This window comes from Halioxenophilus sp. WMMB6 (assembly GCF_033283405.1).
Taxonomy (GTDB): Bacteria; Pseudomonadota; Gammaproteobacteria; order Pseudomonadales; family Cellvibrionaceae; genus Halioxenophilus.
Genome location: NZ_JAWMQR010000002.1, coordinates 517,746 through 536,051, shown reverse-complemented (window position 1 = coordinate 536,051; position 18,306 = coordinate 517,746). Strand labels below are relative to the sequence as shown.

The 18,306-nt window shown below is 59.6% G+C and carries 15 protein-coding genes; 10 read left to right on the top strand and 5 right to left on the bottom strand.

The genetic code is table 11. The features are described from left to right. Window positions 1–11 precede the first annotated feature (11 nt). The gene (locus SBL51_RS08030) at window positions 12–2,486 is read right to left on the bottom strand and encodes an LPS-assembly protein LptD (protein ID WP_317930380.1); all 2,475 of its coding nucleotides are present in this window, start codon (window positions 2,484–2,486) and stop codon (window positions 12–14) included. A gap of 216 nt (window positions 2,487–2,702) precedes the next feature. Between SBL51_RS08030 and SBL51_RS08025 the strand changes: the two genes are divergently transcribed. After that, complete coding sequence (locus SBL51_RS08025; protein WP_317930379.1) at window positions 2,703–3,743, top strand: aminoglycoside phosphotransferase family protein; 1,041 nt, start codon at window positions 2,703–2,705, stop codon at window positions 3,741–3,743. Between the two features lie 5 nt (window positions 3,744–3,748). Further along, window positions 3,749–4,420: an N-acetylmuramate alpha-1-phosphate uridylyltransferase MurU gene (gene murU, locus SBL51_RS08020; RefSeq protein WP_317930580.1), complete on the top strand. Its 672-nt coding sequence runs from the start codon at window positions 3,749–3,751 to the stop codon at window positions 4,418–4,420. Here murU and SBL51_RS08015 read toward each other — a convergent pair. Beyond that, on the bottom strand, window positions 4,417–5,601 hold the full coding sequence (locus tag SBL51_RS08015) for a DUF3530 family protein (RefSeq protein WP_317930378.1): 1,185 nt from the start codon (window positions 5,599–5,601) through the stop codon (window positions 4,417–4,419). The genes murU and SBL51_RS08015 overlap by 4 nt on opposite strands. Before the next feature lie 27 nt (window positions 5,602–5,628). Here SBL51_RS08015 and rpe point away from each other — a divergent pair, with 27 nt between their 5' ends. From rpe to hemB, 7 genes are all read left to right on the top strand, one after another. After that, a complete protein-coding gene (rpe, locus tag SBL51_RS08010) occupies window positions 5,629–6,312 on the top strand; it encodes a ribulose-phosphate 3-epimerase (protein WP_317930377.1) in 684 nt (227 codons plus the stop codon). Beyond that, window positions 6,312–6,995 (top strand): phosphoglycolate phosphatase, encoded by a 684-nt coding sequence (gene gph, locus SBL51_RS08005; protein WP_317930376.1) that lies wholly within the window; start codon window positions 6,312–6,314, stop codon window positions 6,993–6,995. Before rpe ends, gph begins: the two co-directional genes overlap by 1 nt. A gap of 313 nt (window positions 6,996–7,308) precedes the next feature. Then, a complete protein-coding gene (gene trpE, locus SBL51_RS08000) occupies window positions 7,309–8,775 on the top strand; it encodes an anthranilate synthase component I (RefSeq protein ID WP_317930375.1) in 1,467 nt (488 codons plus the stop codon). 13 nt (window positions 8,776–8,788) lie between these two features. Continuing rightward, on the top strand, window positions 8,789–9,367 hold the full coding sequence (locus SBL51_RS07995; protein ID WP_317930374.1) for an aminodeoxychorismate/anthranilate synthase component II: 579 nt from the start codon (window positions 8,789–8,791) through the stop codon (window positions 9,365–9,367). A gap of 12 nt (window positions 9,368–9,379) precedes the next feature. After that, entirely contained in the window at window positions 9,380–10,414 is a 1,035-nt protein-coding gene (gene trpD / locus SBL51_RS07990) for an anthranilate phosphoribosyltransferase (protein ID WP_317930373.1), read from the top strand. 65 nt (window positions 10,415–10,479) lie between these two features. Continuing rightward, complete coding sequence (gene trpC, locus SBL51_RS07985) at window positions 10,480–11,277, top strand: indole-3-glycerol phosphate synthase TrpC (RefSeq protein WP_317930372.1); 798 nt, start codon at window positions 10,480–10,482, stop codon at window positions 11,275–11,277. A gap of 935 nt (window positions 11,278–12,212) precedes the next feature. Beyond that, window positions 12,213–13,208, top strand: a complete 996-nt coding sequence (gene hemB / locus SBL51_RS07980; protein ID WP_317930371.1) for a porphobilinogen synthase — start codon at window positions 12,213–12,215, stop codon at window positions 13,206–13,208. A 9-nt stretch (window positions 13,209–13,217) separates the two neighbouring features. Here hemB and SBL51_RS07975 read toward each other — a convergent pair whose 3' ends face one another. The 3 genes from SBL51_RS07975 to SBL51_RS07965 form a co-directional block, all read right to left on the bottom strand. Beyond that, entirely contained in the window at window positions 13,218–14,030 is an 813-nt protein-coding gene (locus SBL51_RS07975; RefSeq protein ID WP_317930370.1) for a ParA family protein, read from the bottom strand. Between the two features lie 212 nt (window positions 14,031–14,242). Further along, on the bottom strand, window positions 14,243–14,449 hold the full coding sequence (locus SBL51_RS07970; protein WP_317930369.1) for a cold-shock protein: 207 nt from the start codon (window positions 14,447–14,449) through the stop codon (window positions 14,243–14,245). Between the two features lie 335 nt (window positions 14,450–14,784). Continuing rightward, the gene (locus SBL51_RS07965; RefSeq protein WP_317930368.1) at window positions 14,785–15,786 is read right to left on the bottom strand and encodes an adenosine kinase; all 1,002 of its coding nucleotides are present in this window, start codon (window positions 15,784–15,786) and stop codon (window positions 14,785–14,787) included. Window positions 15,787–15,960: 174 nt separating this feature from the next. Here SBL51_RS07965 and mrcB point away from each other — a divergent pair, with 174 nt between their 5' ends. Beyond that, window positions 15,961–18,297: a penicillin-binding protein 1B gene (gene mrcB, locus SBL51_RS07960; protein ID WP_317930367.1), complete on the top strand. Its 2,337-nt coding sequence runs from the start codon at window positions 15,961–15,963 to the stop codon at window positions 18,295–18,297. Window positions 18,298–18,306: the final 9 nt, after the last annotated feature.

The following is an 18,306-nucleotide window of genomic DNA, read 5'->3' as shown; positions in this document are numbered from 1 at the left end:
AACATCTAACATTAATCGGGGAAAACAGCCTGCTCCCGCTCGGTGAAACCGGGAATGGTGTCCGACATGAGTTTGTAGTATTTGCCGGTGCTGCCGCCAAAACCTTTGAATTGGATATCGAAGAAGATGCCGCGTTTGTAGTTCAGGTCATCGTCCGCCACCACGCGGGACAGGTCATTGCTTATCCAGCGGCGCCATACCAACCGAGCCCGGTAGCAGCAGCTGTTGTATTCGAGGCCAGAGAAGGTATCCAGTTCCCGGTCAAAAGTAAAATCGTGGAGGTTGCGGCCAATGAAATTGACCTGCTCGGAGAGCGGCAGAATAAACGAAATATCACTCTGCCGGACATCGTTATTGACGATGGTTTCGTTGAGTGTGGTGGTGCCGCGGCGGCGGTAGGTGTAGCCGATATTGAGCAGCCGGTGCCGGTCGTCCAGGTAGCGCAGGGCGGTTCGCCCCTCGCTCATCACCTGCTCATCTTCGTCGTAGATCAGGCTGGTCGCCCAATTAAAGCGGGAGTTGAAGCTGGTGGTCAGCTCGCCGGCAATAAACGAGCGGTTCTGCTCGCTGGGCGATTCGTTGTGGACGAAGGTGCGGCGGTCGGCAAAGTAGAATATCTGGCCGAGGCTGGCGCTCAACCATTGGCGGCCGGTGGCGTTATCGATAAAGCGGCTGGTCAGCCCCACCGACAGGCGGTTGTCATCGTCGATGCGGTCGCCGCCGGCGAAGCGGCTGTTGCGAAACAGCTGGTTGTAACTGAAGGTGATGTCGGAGGTGTCGAAATCGACATCGCCGCCATCGGCGGTGATGTTAAACAGCCCGCTCTGGTCGACGTAGTCGCTGTAAAAATAGTAGAGGCGCGGCTCAAAGGTCTGCGTGTAGTCGCCCTTAAACCCGCTGCTTTCCCGCTCAAAGAAGAGGCCTGCATCAAGACTACCCTGCAGGGCGCTAAAGCTCTGCTCGGTGTCGGCATCGGCCAGCAGATTCTGGTCATCAAGGGTGTAGGCGAGGTGTTTCAGGTGCAGGCCGGGGGTGAAGAAGCCCCACACCGACTCCATGGGGCGCGTCAGATCGTAGGCCAGCCGGGTGCGATTGCCGCGAATGACGGCGCGGTCGTAGCGGTCGAAGTCGTTGTGTTGATCGAATCTTACCCACTCGTGGTTGAAGTCGGCGCTGATGCCCGACCAGTAGTAGTGGCCGTTGAGATTGAACTTGGGCAGCTCCTGGTAGGGCTCCAGAGTGAGGTAGTCGAGGGTCTGGTAACTGCTGGTGCTGGCCTTGGCCAGCCAGTGGTCGCTGGTAAGGCCGACATCGCCGTAGCGCAATACATGGGTGCGCGAGGAGACATCAATGGCGGTGTTGTTGATGTCGCGGAAGTAGTTTTGGTCGCTCACCCGGGTGAAGTCGATGGTGCTGAACCAAAAGGTGTCTTCACCCCGGCTGGCGCCCCCTTCCTGGTCAATGGATAACAACCAGCGATCCTGGTTGATAAAGGGGTTGCTCTCGCCGGGTTCAATAATGCCGGCATCGACCAGGTATTGATCGTTGCGGTCGTCGATACCGCGGTCGCTCTTCAGGCCGGCAAAGTCAACGGTGGACTCAAAGTGGTGGCTCAGGTGGCGGAACTGCCCCTCCAGGGCCGCGCCGCGATCGTTGATATAGCGCGGGCTGAGCAGCAGGTCGTAATTGGGGGCCAGGTTGAAATAGTAGGGCAGGGCCAGGTCCAGGCCGCCGTTATCGCTGAAGCCGACGGTGGGGTAGAGAAAGCCCGAGAGGCGCTCCTGGCTGGCCGGAAAGGTCATAAACGGCAGCCAAAAGACGGGAATATCCTTGAAGCGGAACACCGGGTTTTTGGCCACCCCCCAGATGCTCTGCTCGCCAATATCGATCGACTCGGCCTCGATGCGCCACGACTCTTGGCCCGGTGGGCAGGTCGTCAGGCTGCCACCGGTAAGGTGCAGAGTGGTGTCGCGATGTTTGCTGAGCCGTTCGGCGCTGGTGCGCATCTGGGTGGTGTAGTCCACCAGGTCGATTCCGTTCAGCTCGGCGGTGCCCTGGCTGTTGTTGATATAACCCCGGTCGGCGGCGATGCGGCTCTTCTCGTCGCGAATGATCACGTCGCCGCTCACCTCGGCGGTGCCGGTGGTGCGGTCGAAGATCAACTTGCTGGCCGACAGTGACTGCCCGCCCTGGCTGGCCTGGACATCGCCTTCGAGAATGACCGTATCCTGCTCCACCCGGGAGCGGTCGGCGCTGGCGCGCAGGGCTGAGGTGCCGGGGTCTTGTTCGGCGTCGGGGGTGCTGGCTGCGGGGGCGACAAAATAGCCGGGGCAGGCGGGATTGGTATCAGCCGATGCTGGTGAGGGGGAGACCCAGTCAACCAGTGCCTTGTCGTCCTCGGCTTGGGCGCATAACGCAATGGACGCCAGTGCCACACACAGGGGCAGGGGCGAGAGGGAGAGCCGCCGGTGGTTGGCTTTCGACAAGGGTTTTCCTCTTTATTGGGCTTGGTTAGGGGGCGCCTAAACAGGGTGACTTCGGCAAACAGGCGCAGATTCTACGGAAAGGGTGGTCACAGTTGAAGTCAATCACACACTAAAAAGTGAATTGCCGTGACCAAACTTTTCCAGGCAGGCCTGGCTTGGCAGGGGCCTGGCCTGTGGTAGGCTTACACGAACCTTGGGGTGGAACCGTAAAATTGTATGACAACGACAACCGATACAGCCCTGCTCGACTGGGTACAGACCAGCGCCGACCGCTTGGGTTGGCCAACCACAACAACCCTGCAACTACAGCCACTCAGTGGCGACGCCGGCTTTCGCCGCTACTTCCGCGTGGCCGGCCTGGTGCCGCCGGTGCTGGCGGTAGATGCGCCGCCGGCCACCGAGAACAGCGCCCTCTTTATAGAGTTGGCCGATAGCCTGCGTCGCGGTGGTGTTCATACCCCAGTGATCTATGCCCAGGAGTTGAGCCGGGGCTGGTTGCTGGTGGAGGACTTTGGCGACCAGCTGTTGTGGCAGAGTCTGCAGGAGCAGCCGGAAAACAGCGACTGTCTCTACGCCCAGGCATTGATGGAGCTCATGACTTTGCAGCAGCTGCGCCCCTATCGCATCGCCCTGCCCAGCTATAGCCCAGCCATGCTCCTGACAGAGATGGCGCTGATGCCGGAGTGGTTTGCCGGCCAGCTGCTCGGTGTTGAATTGGAGCCAGCAGTGCTGGAGCCGATCTTTTTTGAGCTGGTGGCCAATGCCCTGGCTCAGCCGCAGGTGTTGGTGCACCGCGACTACCACTCCCGCAACCTGCTGGAGCAGCCCGGCCAGCCACTGGCGGTCATCGACTTTCAGGGTGCCGTGTGGGGGCCGCTCACCTACGATGTGGTGTCGCTGTTGAAGGATTGCTATTGCCAGTGGCCACGCGCCCGGGTGGAGCGCTGGGCGCTCTGCTACGCGCAGCTGGCCAGCGACGCCGGTCTCTTGCCGGCGGTTGACCCAGCCCAGTTCCTGCGCTGGTTTGATCTCACTGGCCTGCAGCGGCATCTTAAAGTACTGGGTATTTTCGCTCGCCTGGCGCTGCGCGATGGCAAGCAGGGTTATCTGCAGGATCTGCCGCTGGTGCTGCACTATGTGCAGGAGACCGCCGGCCGCTACCCGGAGCTGGCCGCCCTCAGCGAACTGTTGGCGCAGCTGATGCCTGTCATTGAGCAGCAGCCCTGGTATCGTCCTGTAACCGAGGTAAGCGAGTGAAGGCGATGCTGCTGGCGGCGGGCAAAGGCACCCGCATGCTACCGTTAACGGCCACTACCCCCAAGCCCCTGTTGCAGGTGGCCGATGATACCCTGATCGGCCACCATCTGCGCCGTCTGCGGGCGGCGGGTATTGAGCAGGTGGTGATCAACACCGCTTATCTGGGCCAGCAGATTGTCGATGCCATCGGCGATGGCAGTGATTACGGTCTGGTGGTTACCTTCTCCCGCGAAGCGGAGCCGTTGGAGACCGCCGGCGGTATTAATCGCGCCCTGGCCCTGCTGGGCGCCGAGCCATTTCTGCTGGTCAATGGCGATGTCTGGTGCGACCTACCCCTGGCGGAGCTGGCCGCACTGACACTGCCGTCCGAGACGCTCGGGCATCTGATTCTGGTAGCCAACCCCGAGCACAACCCCAGCGGCGACTTCAGCTGTGCGGCCAACCGGGTAGGCCAGCGCTTGGTCGGCGCGCCAGCCTACACCTACAGCGGTATCGCCCTGCTGCGCCCGGAGCTGGTGGCGGACTACCCCGAGCGGCGGGACTGTTTCGGTCTGAAAGAGGTGTTTGATTGGGCCATCGCCCAGAGCCGCCTAAGCGGCCAGGTTTACGACGGCTATTGGTTGGATGTGGGTACTCCCGAGCGGCTGGCGACGCTGCGCCGGCGGCTGGCCGGCTAGCGCGTCAAAAAGCCCTGTACCCGGTTGACCAGCCGCTCCTGCTCGGGGCTGCCGCGCATCAGCTCCTGCTGGGTGTAGTCGGGGTAACCCACCCGGTTGGCGGCGCGGCGCCGCTCCCGGGTCGGCTGGCTGTTGAGGTCGTCGGTCAGGTCGAGCACCGGCAGTGGCCGTGTTAGCAGCTGGTCCAAGCGTGGATCACTGGCCTTGGGCAGATCCCGCGCATCCAGCAACACCAGTTTGAGCACCACACTCCTGTTAGTTTCGTCGTTTTCCTCCTCCATCAGTGTCAGCCGGCTTACCAACAGCGTGGCCCAGTAGGCCCCTTCACCGACCCCAACCAGGGTGATGTGGCGGTTTTCAGCTCTGGCCAGAGCCAGGGCCGCCTCCAATAGCTGCTCCACCTGGGCGTCCACCGGGATCGGGGGGGTGGTTATGACGTCTGGCGTAGCCGGCTGAGCCGGTGTGGCAGGCGGGTTGGCGGCTGAGGTCGCGTCGGGGGCTGGGGCGTCATTGGCTTGCAGCTGGTCGGAGTCGGTGGCATCGGTGGGTAGTGGCTCGTCTACCTCCGCCGGCTGTGGCCGGGGTGGGGTGACGGGCAGCTGGGCGCTGGGCAGTTCCAGGGCCAGGGTGGTCCAGCCGTTATCGGACAGCTCTACCCTGAGCGGGTGGATCAGGTCGGGCCAGTCGGGGTGCTGCTCTCGCCCCGGTAGTAAAATCACCAGGCCGCGACTGGTGGGCTGCTGCGCCGGGCGCAGCAGTGCCAGAAACTCCTGTTCGGCCACCGGTAGCCAGTGCGCCTGGGTGGTTGGGTCTTTTGTACGCAGCGTTGCCGCCAGCCACTCCAGGGCGTGGTCCGGCGGGCTACCCACCCGGTTTGCGGTCGCCGTCACGCTGTTGCTGGCGGTATCGTTGGCTTGGGTGGCTTGGGTGGCTTGGGTGGCTTGGGTGGTGGTGTTGTCACCGGGTTTGTCGGCACTGGCTGCGCTGCTATTTTCGCTGCTGCTGGCCGCTTGGCTAAAACTGGTTTGGGGCAGCGTCGCACCGGCAATCAACACCAGGCTGGCCGCCAGGGTGCGTGTTTTTTGCTCAAGCGCGGCAGATTTGAGTACAATGCGCGCCCCCCGGGCAATGCGCGTCAGGGGGTTGCTCTGTTTTCTCACTTCAATCAAGTTTCTGGCCATGGAGGGGCTGTCGTTAAGGTGAATGCTATGACTGATTTTGTAATCGCTCCCTCTATTTTAGCGGCTGATTTCGCCCGCCTCGGGGAGGAGGTCACCGCCGTGCTGGCCGCCGGCGCCGACATGATCCATTTCGACGTAATGGATAACCACTATGTGCCCAACCTGACGGTGGGCCCCATGGTCGCCAAGGCGCTGCGCAACTTTGGTATCACCGCCCCCATTGATGTCCACCTGATGGTGGAGCCGGTGGATGAGATGATCAGCCAGTTTGCGGCGGTGGGGGTGGACTATATCACCTTTCACCCGGAGGCTTCCCGCCACGTCGACCGCTCCCTACAGCTGATCAAAGATGCCGGCTGCAAGGCGGGCCTGGTGCTCAACCCGGGGACCGAGGTCGACAGCATTAAAACCCTGCTGCCGCAGCTGGATATGCTGCTGTTGATGTCGGTTAACCCGGGCTTCGGTGGCCAGAAATTTATCCCCTACGTGGTCGATAAGGTGCGCCAGGCGCGCGCCGCCATCGATGCCACCGGTAAAGCCATTCGCCTGCAGGTCGATGGCGGTGTGACCGCCGATAACATTGCCAACATCGCCGCCGCCGGTGCCGATACCTTTGTTGCCGGCTCGGCGATCTTTGGTAAGGCCAACTACGCTCTGGCCATTGCCGCCCTGCGCGAACAGCTGGCCCAGTCGCAACTGAAGGGGTGCTGATGAGCGGCAACCGTTTACAGGTACTTCTGGGCGGCTTGCCGCAGCTGGTGATGTACGATCTCGACGGCACCCTGGTCGACAGTGTGCCCGGCATCGCTCTGGCGGTGGACCGGCTGTTGACCGAGCTGGGTGTGGCACCGGCCGGTGAGGCCCGGGTGCGCACCTGGGTGGGTGGCGGGCAACGGTTGTTGGTGGAGCAGGCGCTCGATTATGCCAACCTGGGCCAGGCACTGTTCGACCGCGCCCTGGCTGGCTTTCGCCGCCACTATGCCGATACCGCCGAGTGCGACCTGCGCCTGTTTGACGGGGTGCGCGCACTGTTGGATTTTATGGCCGAACGCGGCGTGGCACAGGCGGTGGTGACCAACAAGCCCATCGAATTTGTGCCGGCCATGTTGCAGAGCCTGGGGGTTGATCACTACTTCTCGCGTCTACTGGGCGGCGAGTGCCTGGCCCAGCGCAAGCCACACCCGCTGCCACTAACCACACTTTTGGCTGAATATGGCGTGGCGCCCGAGCAAGCGCTGATGGTGGGCGACTCCAGCAACGACCTGCTCGCCGCTAAAGGGGCGGGCGTGCCCTGCCTGGCGGTTAGCTATGGTTACGCGCGGGGGGAGGATCTGAGTCAATTCGGCCCGCTCTGGCTGGGTGACAATCTGGCCGAGCTGCTTGCGCCCGCTTGAGGCTGGACGGGCAAGCCGAGGCTGGCTAAACTAGCGCCTCTTTCTTACCGCCCTGCGTAATTGCCGAGCTGGAACCGTAATGTTACAGAGCCAAACTACACAGTTTTCCCTCCCCCTGATGGCCAATGTCCTCCATCACGCTTGGCGATGGCGTCGCTAACCTGATCTCCTGCCCCCAGTTGTCGATAGCTGCTGTTGATTTTTGCGGGGCATCGCCGGACCCGCTCCGGTTTGCAACCAAACTCAAAGATTGGCTGGTCTTTACCACTGCACAGTGCAACTCATCGACCGGCCGTTGCTCAGGAACAGAGAGATGACGCCGCAACAGTTCGAACAACTACAGCAAGAAGGCTATAACCGCATTCCCGTCTACCGGGAGGTGCTGGCCGACCTGGATACTCCGGTCTCCACCTATCTGAAATTGGCCCAGGGGCCACACTCCTATCTGTTTGAATCGGTGCAGGGGGGTGAAAAGTGGGGGCGTTACTCCATCATTGGCCTGCCCGCGCAAACTGTGCTCACCGCCCGTGGTGAACAGGTGGAGGTGCGCTGCCGGGGGGAGCTGGTGGAGTCCTATCAACTGGCCGACCCGTTGGCCTTCGTCGAAGAGTTCCGCAGCCGCTACCACGTGCCGGTGCTGCCCGGCCTGCCGGTGTTCAACGGCGGCCTGGTGGGCTACTTCGGCTACGACTGCGTGCGCTATGTCGAGCCCAAGCTGAAGGCCAGCGTCAATGAGGATGTGATCGGCACCCCCGACATTCTGCTGATGGTCTCGGAAGAGGTGCTGGTGTTCGATAACCTGGCCGGCAAAATCATTTTGATTGTGGTGGCCGATGCCAGCCAGGCCGATGCCTATCAACAGGCGCAAGCGCGCCTGGACGAACTGCAAGCCCGCCTGGGGCAGCCGGCACCCGCGACCGACACTATTAAACTCACCGGTGAGCACGCCCGTGAAGCGGAGTTCACCTCCAGCTTTGGCGAGCAGAATTTCCACGCCGCCATTGAGTCGATCAAACACCATGTGCTGGCCGGGGATACCATGCAGGTGGTGCTCTCCCAGCGCCTCTCCATTCCGTTCAGTGCCTCGCCGCTCAACCTCTACCGGGCGCTGCGCAACCTCAACCCTTCGCCCTACCTCTACTTTATCGACCTGGGCGATCACCAGGTGGTGGGCTCCAGCCCAGAGATTCTGGCGCGCCTGGAGCACGGCGAGGTTACCTTGCGCCCGATTGCCGGCACCCGTCGCCGGGGCCGCACCGAGGAGGAGGATCTGGCCCTGGAGCAGGAGATGCTGGCCGACCCGAAAGAGATTGCCGAGCACCTGATGCTGATCGACCTGGGGCGCAACGATGTCGGTCGCGTGGCGCAGACCGGCAGCGTCAAACTGACCGACAAAATGGTGGTGGAGCGCTACTCCCACGTCATGCACATCACCTCCAATGTCACCGGCCAGATTCGCCCGGGGCTGTCGGCGATGGATGTGCTCAAGGCCAGTCTGCCGGCCGGCACCCTCAGCGGTGCCCCCAAGATTCGGGCGATGGCGATCATCGACGAGCTGGAGCAGGAGAAGCGCGGTATCTACGGCGGTGCGGTGGGTTACATCGGCTGGAACGGCAATATGGATACCGCCATTGCCATTCGCACCGCGGTTATCAAAGACGGCACCCTCTATGTGCAGTCCGGGGCCGGTATTGTGGCGGACTCCCAACCCGCGTTGGAGTGGAAGGAGACCATGAATAAGGCGCGGGCGATGTTCCGGGCAGTGGACATGGTGTTATAGGGGAGCGGCCAAGATGATTTTAATGATTGATAACTACGATTCATTTACCTACAACGTGGTGCAGTACCTGGCCGAACTGAAGGCCGAGGTGAAGGTGATCCGCAACGACGAACTGAGTGTGGCCGAGATCACCGAGCTGGCGCCGAAAAAAATTGTTATCTCGCCCGGGCCCGGCAACCCGGATGAGGCCGGCGTCTCGCTGGCGGTGATTAAAGAGCTGGGCGGTAAGATCCCTCTGTTGGGTATCTGTCTTGGCCACCAGAGTATTGGCCAGGCCTTTGGCGGCCGCATTGTTCGTGCCGGCCAGATTATGCACGGCAAAACCTCACTCATTCACCACGCTGGCCTGGGTGTGTTTCGCGGCCTGCCGAGCCCCTACACCGCCACCCGTTACCACTCACTGGTGCTCGATAAAACCAGTGTGCCCGATTGCCTGGAGGTGACCGCCTGGACTCAAACAGAGTCTGGCGAGGTGGAGGAGATCATGGGTATTCGCCATAAGGATCTGGCCATCGAGGGGGTGCAGTTCCACCCGGAGTCGATCCTTTCGGAGCACGGCCACGCCCTGCTGCACAACTTCATCAGCGCTTAGGAGAAGTCTGCTATGGATATCAAAACAGCCTTAAATGAAGTGGTGGCCGGGCGCAATTTAACCACTGAGGCGATGAGCGCGGTGATGACCCAGATCATGACCGGCCAGGCCACCGACGCTCAGATTGGTGGCTTTCTGGTGGCTTTGCGCATGAAGGGTGAAACCGTCGACGAGATTACCGGCGCCGCCCAGGTGATGCGCCAGCTGGCCACCCGAGTGGAGATCAACGCCGAGCATCTGGTCGACACCTGTGGCACCGGTGGCGACGGTGCCAATCTGTTTAATATCTCCACTGCGGCTGCCTTTGTGGTGGCCGCGGCCGGTGGCCATGTCGCTAAGCACGGCAACCGCTCTGTCTCCTCCAGCACCGGCAGTGCCGACCTTCTGGAAGCCGCCGGTGTCAATCTCAACCTGACGCCCGAGCAGGTCGCCCGGGCGGTGAGCGAGCTTGGCGTCGGCTTTATGTTTGCCCCGGCCCATCACAGTGCCATGAAGTACGCCATCGGCCCGCGCAAGGAGTTGGGCCTGCGCACCGTCTTTAATGTGCTGGGGCCACTCACCAACCCGGCCGGCGTCAAGCGTCAGGTGCTGGGTGTCTTCTCCGCCGAGTTGTGCCGGCCGCTAGCCGAGGTGCTGGCGCGCCTGGGCAGTGAACACGTGTTGGTGGTGCACGCCAGCGATGGCCTGGATGAGATCTCCATCGCCGCCGATACCCAGGTGGCCGAACTCAAGCAGGGTGAAATCACCGAGTACACCATCAACCCCAGGGATTTTGGCCTGCAACAGCAGTCGCTCGATGGCTTGACTGTGGCCAGCTGCCAGGAGTCCCTGGTGTTAATTCGCCAGGCCTTGGCCAACGATAGGAGCGAATTGGCGCAGAAGGCGCTGGATATTATCGCCCTTAACGCCGGCGCGGCGATCTACGTTAGCGGTGTCGCCGGCTCTCTGGCCGACGGCGTCAGCATGGCCCAGGATGCCATCGGCAGCGGCCTGGCGCGGGAGAAGCTGGCCGAGCTGGTCGCCTTTAGTGGCGTCTTTAAGGCCTAGCCGTTTTACCACACAACCCGTTTTAGCCCGGTCATAGTTACAGCAGTTACCGAAGAGACAGTTCAATGAACACGCCTACCGTATTAAAGAAAATTGTCGCGCGAAAGTTTGAAGAGATTGCCGAACGCCAAGCGCGTGTCAGTCGCGAGCAACTGATGGAAAGAATCGCCGCCAATGGCGATCAACCGCGCGGCTTTGTGCAGGCGCTGGAAAACAAACTGGCGCTTGGCCAGGCGGCGGTGATTGCCGAGATTAAAAAGGCCTCGCCCAGCAAAGGTGTGATTCGCGAAGATTTCTACCCGGGCGAGATCGCCCGTAGTTATGCCCGTGGTGGCGCTGCCTGCTTGTCGGTGTTAACCGATGTCGATTTTTTTCAGGGCGCGGATGAATACCTGCAGCAGGTGCGTCTGGAGGCCAGCCTGCCGGTTATCCGCAAGGATTTCATTGTCGATGAGTATCAGGTGTTGGAGGCGCGCGCCATTGGAGCCGACTGCATTCTTCTGATTGTCGCCTGTCTGGCGCCGGAACGTCTGCAGGCGCTCAATAGCCTGGCTCTGGAGCTGGGTATGGACGTATTGGTGGAGGTACACAACCACGAAGAGCTGGAGCTCGCCCTGCAGCTGCCCAACCGTCTTGTTGGTATCAATAACCGCAATCTGCACACCTTTGAGGTCTCCCTCGATACCACCTTCGACCTGTTGCAGTTCATTCCCCCCGATCGCCTGGTGGTAACCGAAAGCGGTATTCACACCATTGATGATGTCGCCGCCATGCGCGGCCATAACGTCAACACCTTTTTGGTGGGCGAGGCCTTTATGCGCGCCGATGACCCGGGTCTGCGCTTAATGGAGATGTTCAACTAGGCGGGTGCTTCTGTGCAGACCTTTAGCCTCTGTGGTGCGTAATCGGAGTTTTTTACCCGGGCAGGCGTTGCTAGGTCGCTAAGCACAAGATGTCATGGCTCTCGAAAAACTTTAGCTGTTGCCGTCGCTGCTGGCACTGACCGTAGTACTGTCATTTTCTACGCTGTTTATGGGGCTTCTCCCCTGGCCCTACTATTTGGGTGTGGCCGTCCCGTATCTCATGGTGGCTAACCTGGGGCTCATTGCCTAGGTTGCCGGCAGGTGAAGGGGCCAGTTGTTAAAAATCGGTTTAACTGGTGCCGTCTCGTTGGGGTTGGCCTGTTTTTGGTTAATACAGTCGGCCTACATAGCCAACAGGCTACCGGTGCTAATTACCGCTCGACAGGTGAATTTGAGCTGTTTTTCGGGTCACCGGCGCCGCCATTAGTCAAGAGCCGAGCCTCCCGGCTAGCGGTGGATGGCTTATGTTTCACGCCAGGTTTATCCACAAAAGCTAGAAATAACTTTAACATGTGCTCTGTCGTTGACCCGATGAGCCATATTGCAGTGCACAATAAGTGCAGGCTAATTGGGTTGAGTGTTACCAGCAGTCAAAAATAAGTGACCGATTGTTAACTTAGGAAACAGAAAGTGGGCAGTTGTTACGCAGAATTTACAGTGGTTAAAAAGTAGCCATTGAGGGTGGGTCGACGATTTGTGACTTTTAGGCTTCATTATCCACAGTTTATATTCAGTGCTATTCACGAAATCTGTGGGTTAGTGGTTAAGAGCCCACTGAAACCGATAGTTAATTTGGTTTTGTAATTTAAAATTAGTTTCTAATAGCTAAAAAATAGAAGCTGCTTAGCACTTCTTAGCAAATAGATGTTTCACGACGAGAGCCCATCGCCTCCCTGTGAACAATTTATTGCAACCGATCTTAAAGAGTATTGTTTATGAGAGCCTTTCCCGCCACCCGCATGCGGCGCATGCGTGCCCAGGACTTTTCCCGACGACTGATGCGCGAGAACACGCTATCGGTGGACGACCTTATCTACCCGGTGTTTGTCTTGGAGGGGGAGGGCAAGCGCGAGACCGTGGCCTCCATGCCGGGGGTGGAGCGGTTGTCGATCGACCTGCTGGTGGCCGAGGCGGAGGCTTGGGTGGCGGCGGGCATTCCGGCGGTGGCCATCTTTCCGGTAACGCCCCTGTCGGCGAAGACGGAGCTGGCCGAAGAGGCCTACAACCCCAACGGTTTGGCCCAGCGGGCGGTGCGCGCCCTCAAGCAGGCCTACCCGGAGTTGGGGGTAATGACCGACGTGGCGTTGGACCCGTTCACCACCCACGGCCAGGACGGCATTATTGATGAGAGTGGTTACGTGCTGAATGATGTGACCGTCGCCACACTGGTAAAGCAGGCGCTCTCCCACGCCGAAGCCGGGGCGGATATCGTCGCCCCCTCTGACATGATGGATGGCCGTATCGGCGCTATTCGCGAGCAGTTGGAGGCCAGCGGCTTTGTGAACACCTTGATCATGGCCTACTCCGCCAAGTACGCCTCGGCCTTTTACGGCCCCTTCCGCGACGCGGTGGGCTCGGCAGGCAATCTTAAAGGCGGCAATAAATACACGTATCAGATGGACCCGGCCAACGGCAATGAGGCGTTGCACGAAGTGAGTCTCGACCTGGCCGAAGGTGCCGATATGGTGATGGTGAAGCCGGGTATGCCCTATTTGGACGTGGTGCACCGGGTGAAAACCACCACCGGTGCGCCCACCTACGCCTATCAGGTCAGCGGCGAGTACGCCATGCTCTGTGCGGCGGGTGAGAAGGGTTGGTTGGATCTGAAAGCGGTGGCCTTGGAGTCGCTGCTGGCCTTTAAGCGCGCTGGTGCCGATGGCATTCTCACCTACTTTGCGCCGCAGGTGGCCGCCTGGTTAAAAGAGCGTTAGGTATTTTTGTTAGGCGGTCATCGACGCTTTGTTGTCGATTTCCGTCGTCTCAGTCGCATTGCCCGAGAGGGTATCGTAGAGGGCGGCAAACTCCTGGCTGACTTTATGCTTCGGCATTAAAAAAGCCATGGGCGTGTGTTCGCGATGGGACTCGCGAATTTTCACAGAGCTGGAGATAAACGGCTCCAGAATAGGCAGCTGCTCTTTTTTCAGCTCCTCCACCGCTTGGCTGGGTAATTTTGCCTGGGCCGTGAATTGATTAATGATCACCCCTTCAATCATCAGGTTGGGGTTGTGATCTTCCCGCACCTCGCGAATATTGCCTACCAATTCAAACAGCGCATCGCGGCTGAAGATATCGCAATCGAAAGGGATCAGGCAGCGCTCGCAGGCGATCAGAGCCGACAGTGAATAGAAATTTAATATCGGTGGTGTGTCGATATAAATTTCATCGTATAGGTTGCTGAGCTCTTCCAGAAAGGAGCGCAGTTTATAAATTTTGTGGCGGGCGGCCAGCTTCGACTCCAGGTCGAGTAGATCCTGATTGGCAGAGACTAAAAAAAGATTTTCAAAGCGGGTGGGGCGGACAAAATCGTCGGCGCCGAAATCGCGAAAACTGAAATTAATTTGGGAATCAAAAAACTCCGGCATGCCGACCACATTGTCGTTGCCGTCCTGGCCGAGATAGCTGGTGCTGTTGGCCTGCGGGTCGATATCGATAACCAGCGTTCTTTTGCCGCGGGCGCTAGCGACGGCAGCAAGGTTGCAGGTGATTGTGGATTTGCCGACACCGCCTTTTCGATTAAATACAGCTCGTATCATAACCTTCCCCTATCGCTGCCTGGTGGCCCCGCGATTCAACTGTGGCCGTTTTTGAAAAACTGAGCAGACGCCATAATGAAGCAAGTGTGCAGGTGCAGCAACCCTTTTGGCGGGTGAGATGGGCGGGGGATTGGTTAGGAGATTGGTAGGAGGATTGCGGCTGGCTGTGGATAAATCGCCACGGCCAGCGCGGCATGGAAAACGGGTGCTACTTAGATGGCGACGACGTTTTCTGCTTGTGGGCCTTTCTTGCCGTCAGTGACGTTCATTTCTACTTTTTGCCCTTCGCTCAGGGATTTAAAACCGTCGCCCTCAATCGCGCTGTAGTGAACGAAAACATCCGGGCCTGATTCCTGAGAGATAAAACCGAAACCTTTGGTCTCGTTGAACCATTTTACGGTACCGATAGATTTAGCCATGACTGTTGTCCTGTTTTTTAAAGTGTCTCTAGCCGAAGACTGGATTGAAAAAGAGACCCAAAACGGAATGCTTTGAGTTTCCGAAAACGTTAAAGACGGTTTGATGCTTGGTACACAAGACGCGGCACCGCTGGGGGTGTTGGAGTAACGCTCTAGAGGTGGACGTGATAAGTAGCTGTGACAAGTTGCAAGAGATGACCGACGTTTAAACGCCTCAATGCTACTACCGGGCCTCTAAAACGCAAGAGAAAAATAGTGACCGACACCAAATTTCGCCAACTTGGTTTTGCCAAGTTGGCGGATGGATTTATTTTTGTGTTAACGGTGCCTGGCTTCTATGCCCCCAGCACCTGTTGGCGGATTGCTTCGTACTGGGTTGGGTCCAGGCGCGGACCAAATTGCGTCACCAGTGTTGCAGAAGCGAGGCTGGCGAGGGCGCCGGCTTCCGGAAAAGTGTGGCCGTGGCTGATGGCGTAGAGAAACGCACCGGCAAAGAGATCGCCGGCGCCGTTGCTATCGATCGGTTGCACAGCGTGCGCTGCGATCTGGTAACTCTGTTCGCCATCGTAAACCAGTGCCCCTTTCGCTCCCAAGGTGAGCGCAAATTTTTTGCACAGTGGCTTTAGTGCTTCAACGGCCTCGGCCAATGTGCTTTTACCGGTAAAGTCGAGGGCTTCGGTCTCATTGCAGAAGAGCAGGTCGACGCCGTCGCCAATCATGGTGCGCAGATTATCCTGGCAGTAGTTGACCATCGACGGATCAGAAAAGGTGAGCGCGATTTGAGCACCGTTGGCCTGGCCCTGCTGCTTGAGTTGGCAAACCGCCTCGGTGGCGGAGTCGGAGGCGGCCAGGTAGCCCTCTATATAAATAATTTTCGCTTGGCTGATGGCGGGGGCGTGCAGCTGTTCGGCGCCGACCGTGGCGCTGATGCCGAGGAAGGTATTCATGGTGCGCTCGGCATCGGGGGTGATTAGCACCAGGCATTTGCCGCTGGTGCCGGGGTGTTCGGCAAAGGCCGGCAGATAGTCGACGCCGGCGCGTTCCAGATCGTTCAAGTAGAAGCGGCCGTTGTCGTCCTCGGCCAGCTTGCAGCTGTAGAAGGTCTTGGCGCCGAAGTAGCTGGCGGCGATCACGGTGTTACAGGCGGAGCCACCACTGGCGCGGCGCGACGCCACCAGGTGATCCTGCAGTAAGTCGGTCAGCTCGTTTTGACGCGCTTCATCGACCAGGGTCATAAAACCTTTCTGGATGCCAAAACGTTCCAGATCGGCATCGCTCACCTCGATTTCGGTATCCACCAGAGCATTGCCAATGGCGTAAATATCGTATTGTTTCACTGCACTTTCCTAATGGCTGTTGGTCACACGCAAGGGCGGTAAGCCCCGCGCGCTAACCTTAAGAGTTTCACTCCAGGCTGGCAATCTCCGCGTCGTGAAACGCTTTGTTTCGGGTTTCTGAGTTGGGTGAATATTCAGTGCATTCTTTCAAGCAGGTAGCTAAACTCCCGCGCCATGGTAGCTAAAAAATCTCCCTCCCGTCGTAAAAAAGCCAAACCGCGCGCCCGCTCCCGAAAAAAGTCCTCCTCGCCTCTGCGCGGTCTCTTACTGCGTGTTCTGGCTTGGGGAATCTGCCTGGCGCTGGTGCTGGTGGCGGGTGTGTGGGCTTGGCTCGACTACTCGGTGCGCAACCGCTTTGACGGTGCCCGCTGGGAGCTGGCCGCCCGACTCTATGCCCGGCCACTGGAGCTCTATCAGGGCGCGTCCCTTTCGCGCGAGATGCTGCAGCTGGAGCTGCAGGGGCTCAACTATCGTCCGGTCAAGCAGGTGCACTCACCCGGCGAGATGCGCTGGCAGGGCCATACCCTCGATCTCTATCGCCGCAGTTTCACTATTGGCCAGCAGAGTTATCCTGCCGAGCGCATTCAGCTTACTCTGGCCGAGGGGGAGTTGCCGGTGGTGGCCAATCTCTACGCGCGCGATTCGATATTCACGTTGGAGCCACAGGAGATTGGCGCCATCTATCCCGCCAGTGGCGAGGATCGTATTCTCACCCGCCTGCAGGAGATTCCACCGCTGCTGGGTGAAACCCTGTTGGCGGTGGAAGACCGCAACTTTATGCACCACAACGGGGTGTCGCTGAAGGCCATTGCCCGGGCCATGTGGGCCAATCTGCGGGCGGGCGGGCTGGTGCAGGGGGGCAGTACCCTGACTCAGCAGCTGGTGAAGAACATGTTTCTGAGCAACGAGCGCAGTCTGTCGCGCAAGTTGACCGAAGCTGCGATGACCCTGTCACTGGAGTGGCACTACAGCAAAAGTGAAATACTGGAGGCCTACCTCAACGAGGTCTATTTGGGGCAGAGCGGCTCTCGTGCCATTCACGGTTTTGCCCTGGCGGCACAATTTTATTTCAACAAGCCGGTAGCTGATCTCAACACTCAGGAGATCGCCCTGCTGGTGGGTCTGGTGAAGGGGGCCTCCTTTTACAACCCCTGGCAGCATCCGGAACGGGCGCTGGCACGGCGGACCGTAGTGCTGCAGGTGATGGGCGATACCGGTCTCATCAGTGGCGATGAGATGGGGCGGGCCAAGGCTCAGCCGCTGGGCTTGGTCTCCTCGCCCACCAGTCAACACGCCTTCCCGGCGTTTGTCGGCCTGGTGAAGGCGCAGCTGTTGCGCGATTATCCGCTGTCGCTGTTGCAGTCCGAAGGCTTGCAGATCTACACCACTCTTGCCCCCAGTGTGCAGATACTGGCCGAGCAGGCGGTGGCCAAGGAGCTTGGTCGCCTGGAGCGGGACTACGATCTGCCTGCCAGCAGTTTGCAGGTTGGCGCGGTAATCACCGCCGTTGGCAGTGCCGAGGTGGAGGCGGCGGTAGGTGATCGCAACCCTCGTTATCACGGCTTTAACCGGGTGCTGGACGCCCGTCGGCCGATCGGTTCACTGGTTAAGCCGGCACTCTACGCCACCGCTCTGAAAGAGGGTTACACTCTGGCGTCGATACTGGACGACGGCCCGGTAGCCTATACCCAGGATACCGGTGCGGTGTGGGCGCCCAAGAACTTCACCGACACCGATCATGGTCTGATACCCCTGTACCAGGCGTTGGCCAACTCCTACAATCAGGCGGCGGCCCGACTGGGGTTGGAGGTGGGTGTCGATGAGGTGATCGATACCCTGCACAGTCTCGGCTTGGCGGCGGATATTCCGGAGCTGCCCTCGGTATTGCTGGGTGCGGTTGATCTCTCGCCGGTGGAGGTTAGTAATTACTTCCACACCCTGGCCAATGAGGGTATCTACACCCCGCTGCGGGCGATCCGGGAGGTCTACTCTGCCGAGGGTGAGCGGCTGCAGAGGTACCCGTTAACGGCGCGGGAGGGGATCGATTCGGAAACCGCCTATCTGATCGATTTCGCGTTGCAGATCACGGCGCACCAGGGCACCGGCCGCGGTCTTTATAACGCTCTGCCCGAGAGTCTCTCCCTGGCCGCTAAAACCGGTACCACCAATGATCAGCGGGACAGCTGGTTTGCCAGCTACTCGGGTTCGGATCTCGCTGTGGTGTGGGTGGGTCAGGACGATAACCAGGCGCTGCCATTTACCGGTGCCACCGGAGCCCTACCGGTGTGGCGCAATATACTGGAACATCTTCCAACGGAGTCGATTGCCCGGGTCAAGCCGGGTGCCATCGACTACTTTTGGGTGGATGCCAGCACCGGCCTGTTGAGTGGCCCCGACTGCCGCGGCGCGATTCTGTTGCCGTTGCGCCGGGGTAGCGAGCCAGAGGCCAGGGCTGCCTGTAATCGGCTGCAGCAGCGGCGCAACCCCTGGTGGCGGCGATTGTGGGAATAGGCCGTTATG

Bases quoted from the DNA above. Each gene is read 5' to 3' on its own strand.
- trpD (WP_317930373.1), top strand. From the start codon at position 9,380: ATGGATATCAAAACAGCCTTAAATGAAGTGGTGGCCGGGCGCAATTTA.
- mrcB (WP_317930367.1), top strand. From the start codon at position 15,961: ATGGTAGCTAAAAAATCTCCCTCCCGTCGTAAAAAAGCCAAACCGCGC.
- SBL51_RS07995 (WP_317930374.1), top strand. From the start codon at position 8,789: ATGATTTTAATGATTGATAACTACGATTCATTTACCTACAACGTGGTG.
- murU (WP_317930580.1), top strand. From the start codon at position 3,749: ATGCTGCTGGCGGCGGGCAAAGGCACCCGCATGCTACCGTTAACGGCC.
- rpe (WP_317930377.1), top strand. From the start codon at position 5,629: ATGACTGATTTTGTAATCGCTCCCTCTATTTTAGCGGCTGATTTCGCC.
- hemB (WP_317930371.1), top strand. From the start codon at position 12,213: ATGAGAGCCTTTCCCGCCACCCGCATGCGGCGCATGCGTGCCCAGGAC.
- SBL51_RS08015 (WP_317930378.1), bottom strand. From the start codon at position 5,601: ATGGCCAGAAACTTGATTGAAGTGAGAAAACAGAGCAACCCCCTGACG.
- SBL51_RS07970 (WP_317930369.1), bottom strand. From the start codon at position 14,449: ATGGCTAAATCTATCGGTACCGTAAAATGGTTCAACGAGACCAAAGGT.
- SBL51_RS08025 (WP_317930379.1), top strand. From the start codon at position 2,703: ATGACAACGACAACCGATACAGCCCTGCTCGACTGGGTACAGACCAGC.
- SBL51_RS07975 (WP_317930370.1), bottom strand. From the start codon at position 14,030: ATGATACGAGCTGTATTTAATCGAAAAGGCGGTGTCGGCAAATCCACA.
- gph (WP_317930376.1), top strand. From the start codon at position 6,312: ATGAGCGGCAACCGTTTACAGGTACTTCTGGGCGGCTTGCCGCAGCTG.
- trpC (WP_317930372.1), top strand. From the start codon at position 10,480: ATGAACACGCCTACCGTATTAAAGAAAATTGTCGCGCGAAAGTTTGAA.
- trpE (WP_317930375.1), top strand. From the start codon at position 7,309: ATGACGCCGCAACAGTTCGAACAACTACAGCAAGAAGGCTATAACCGC.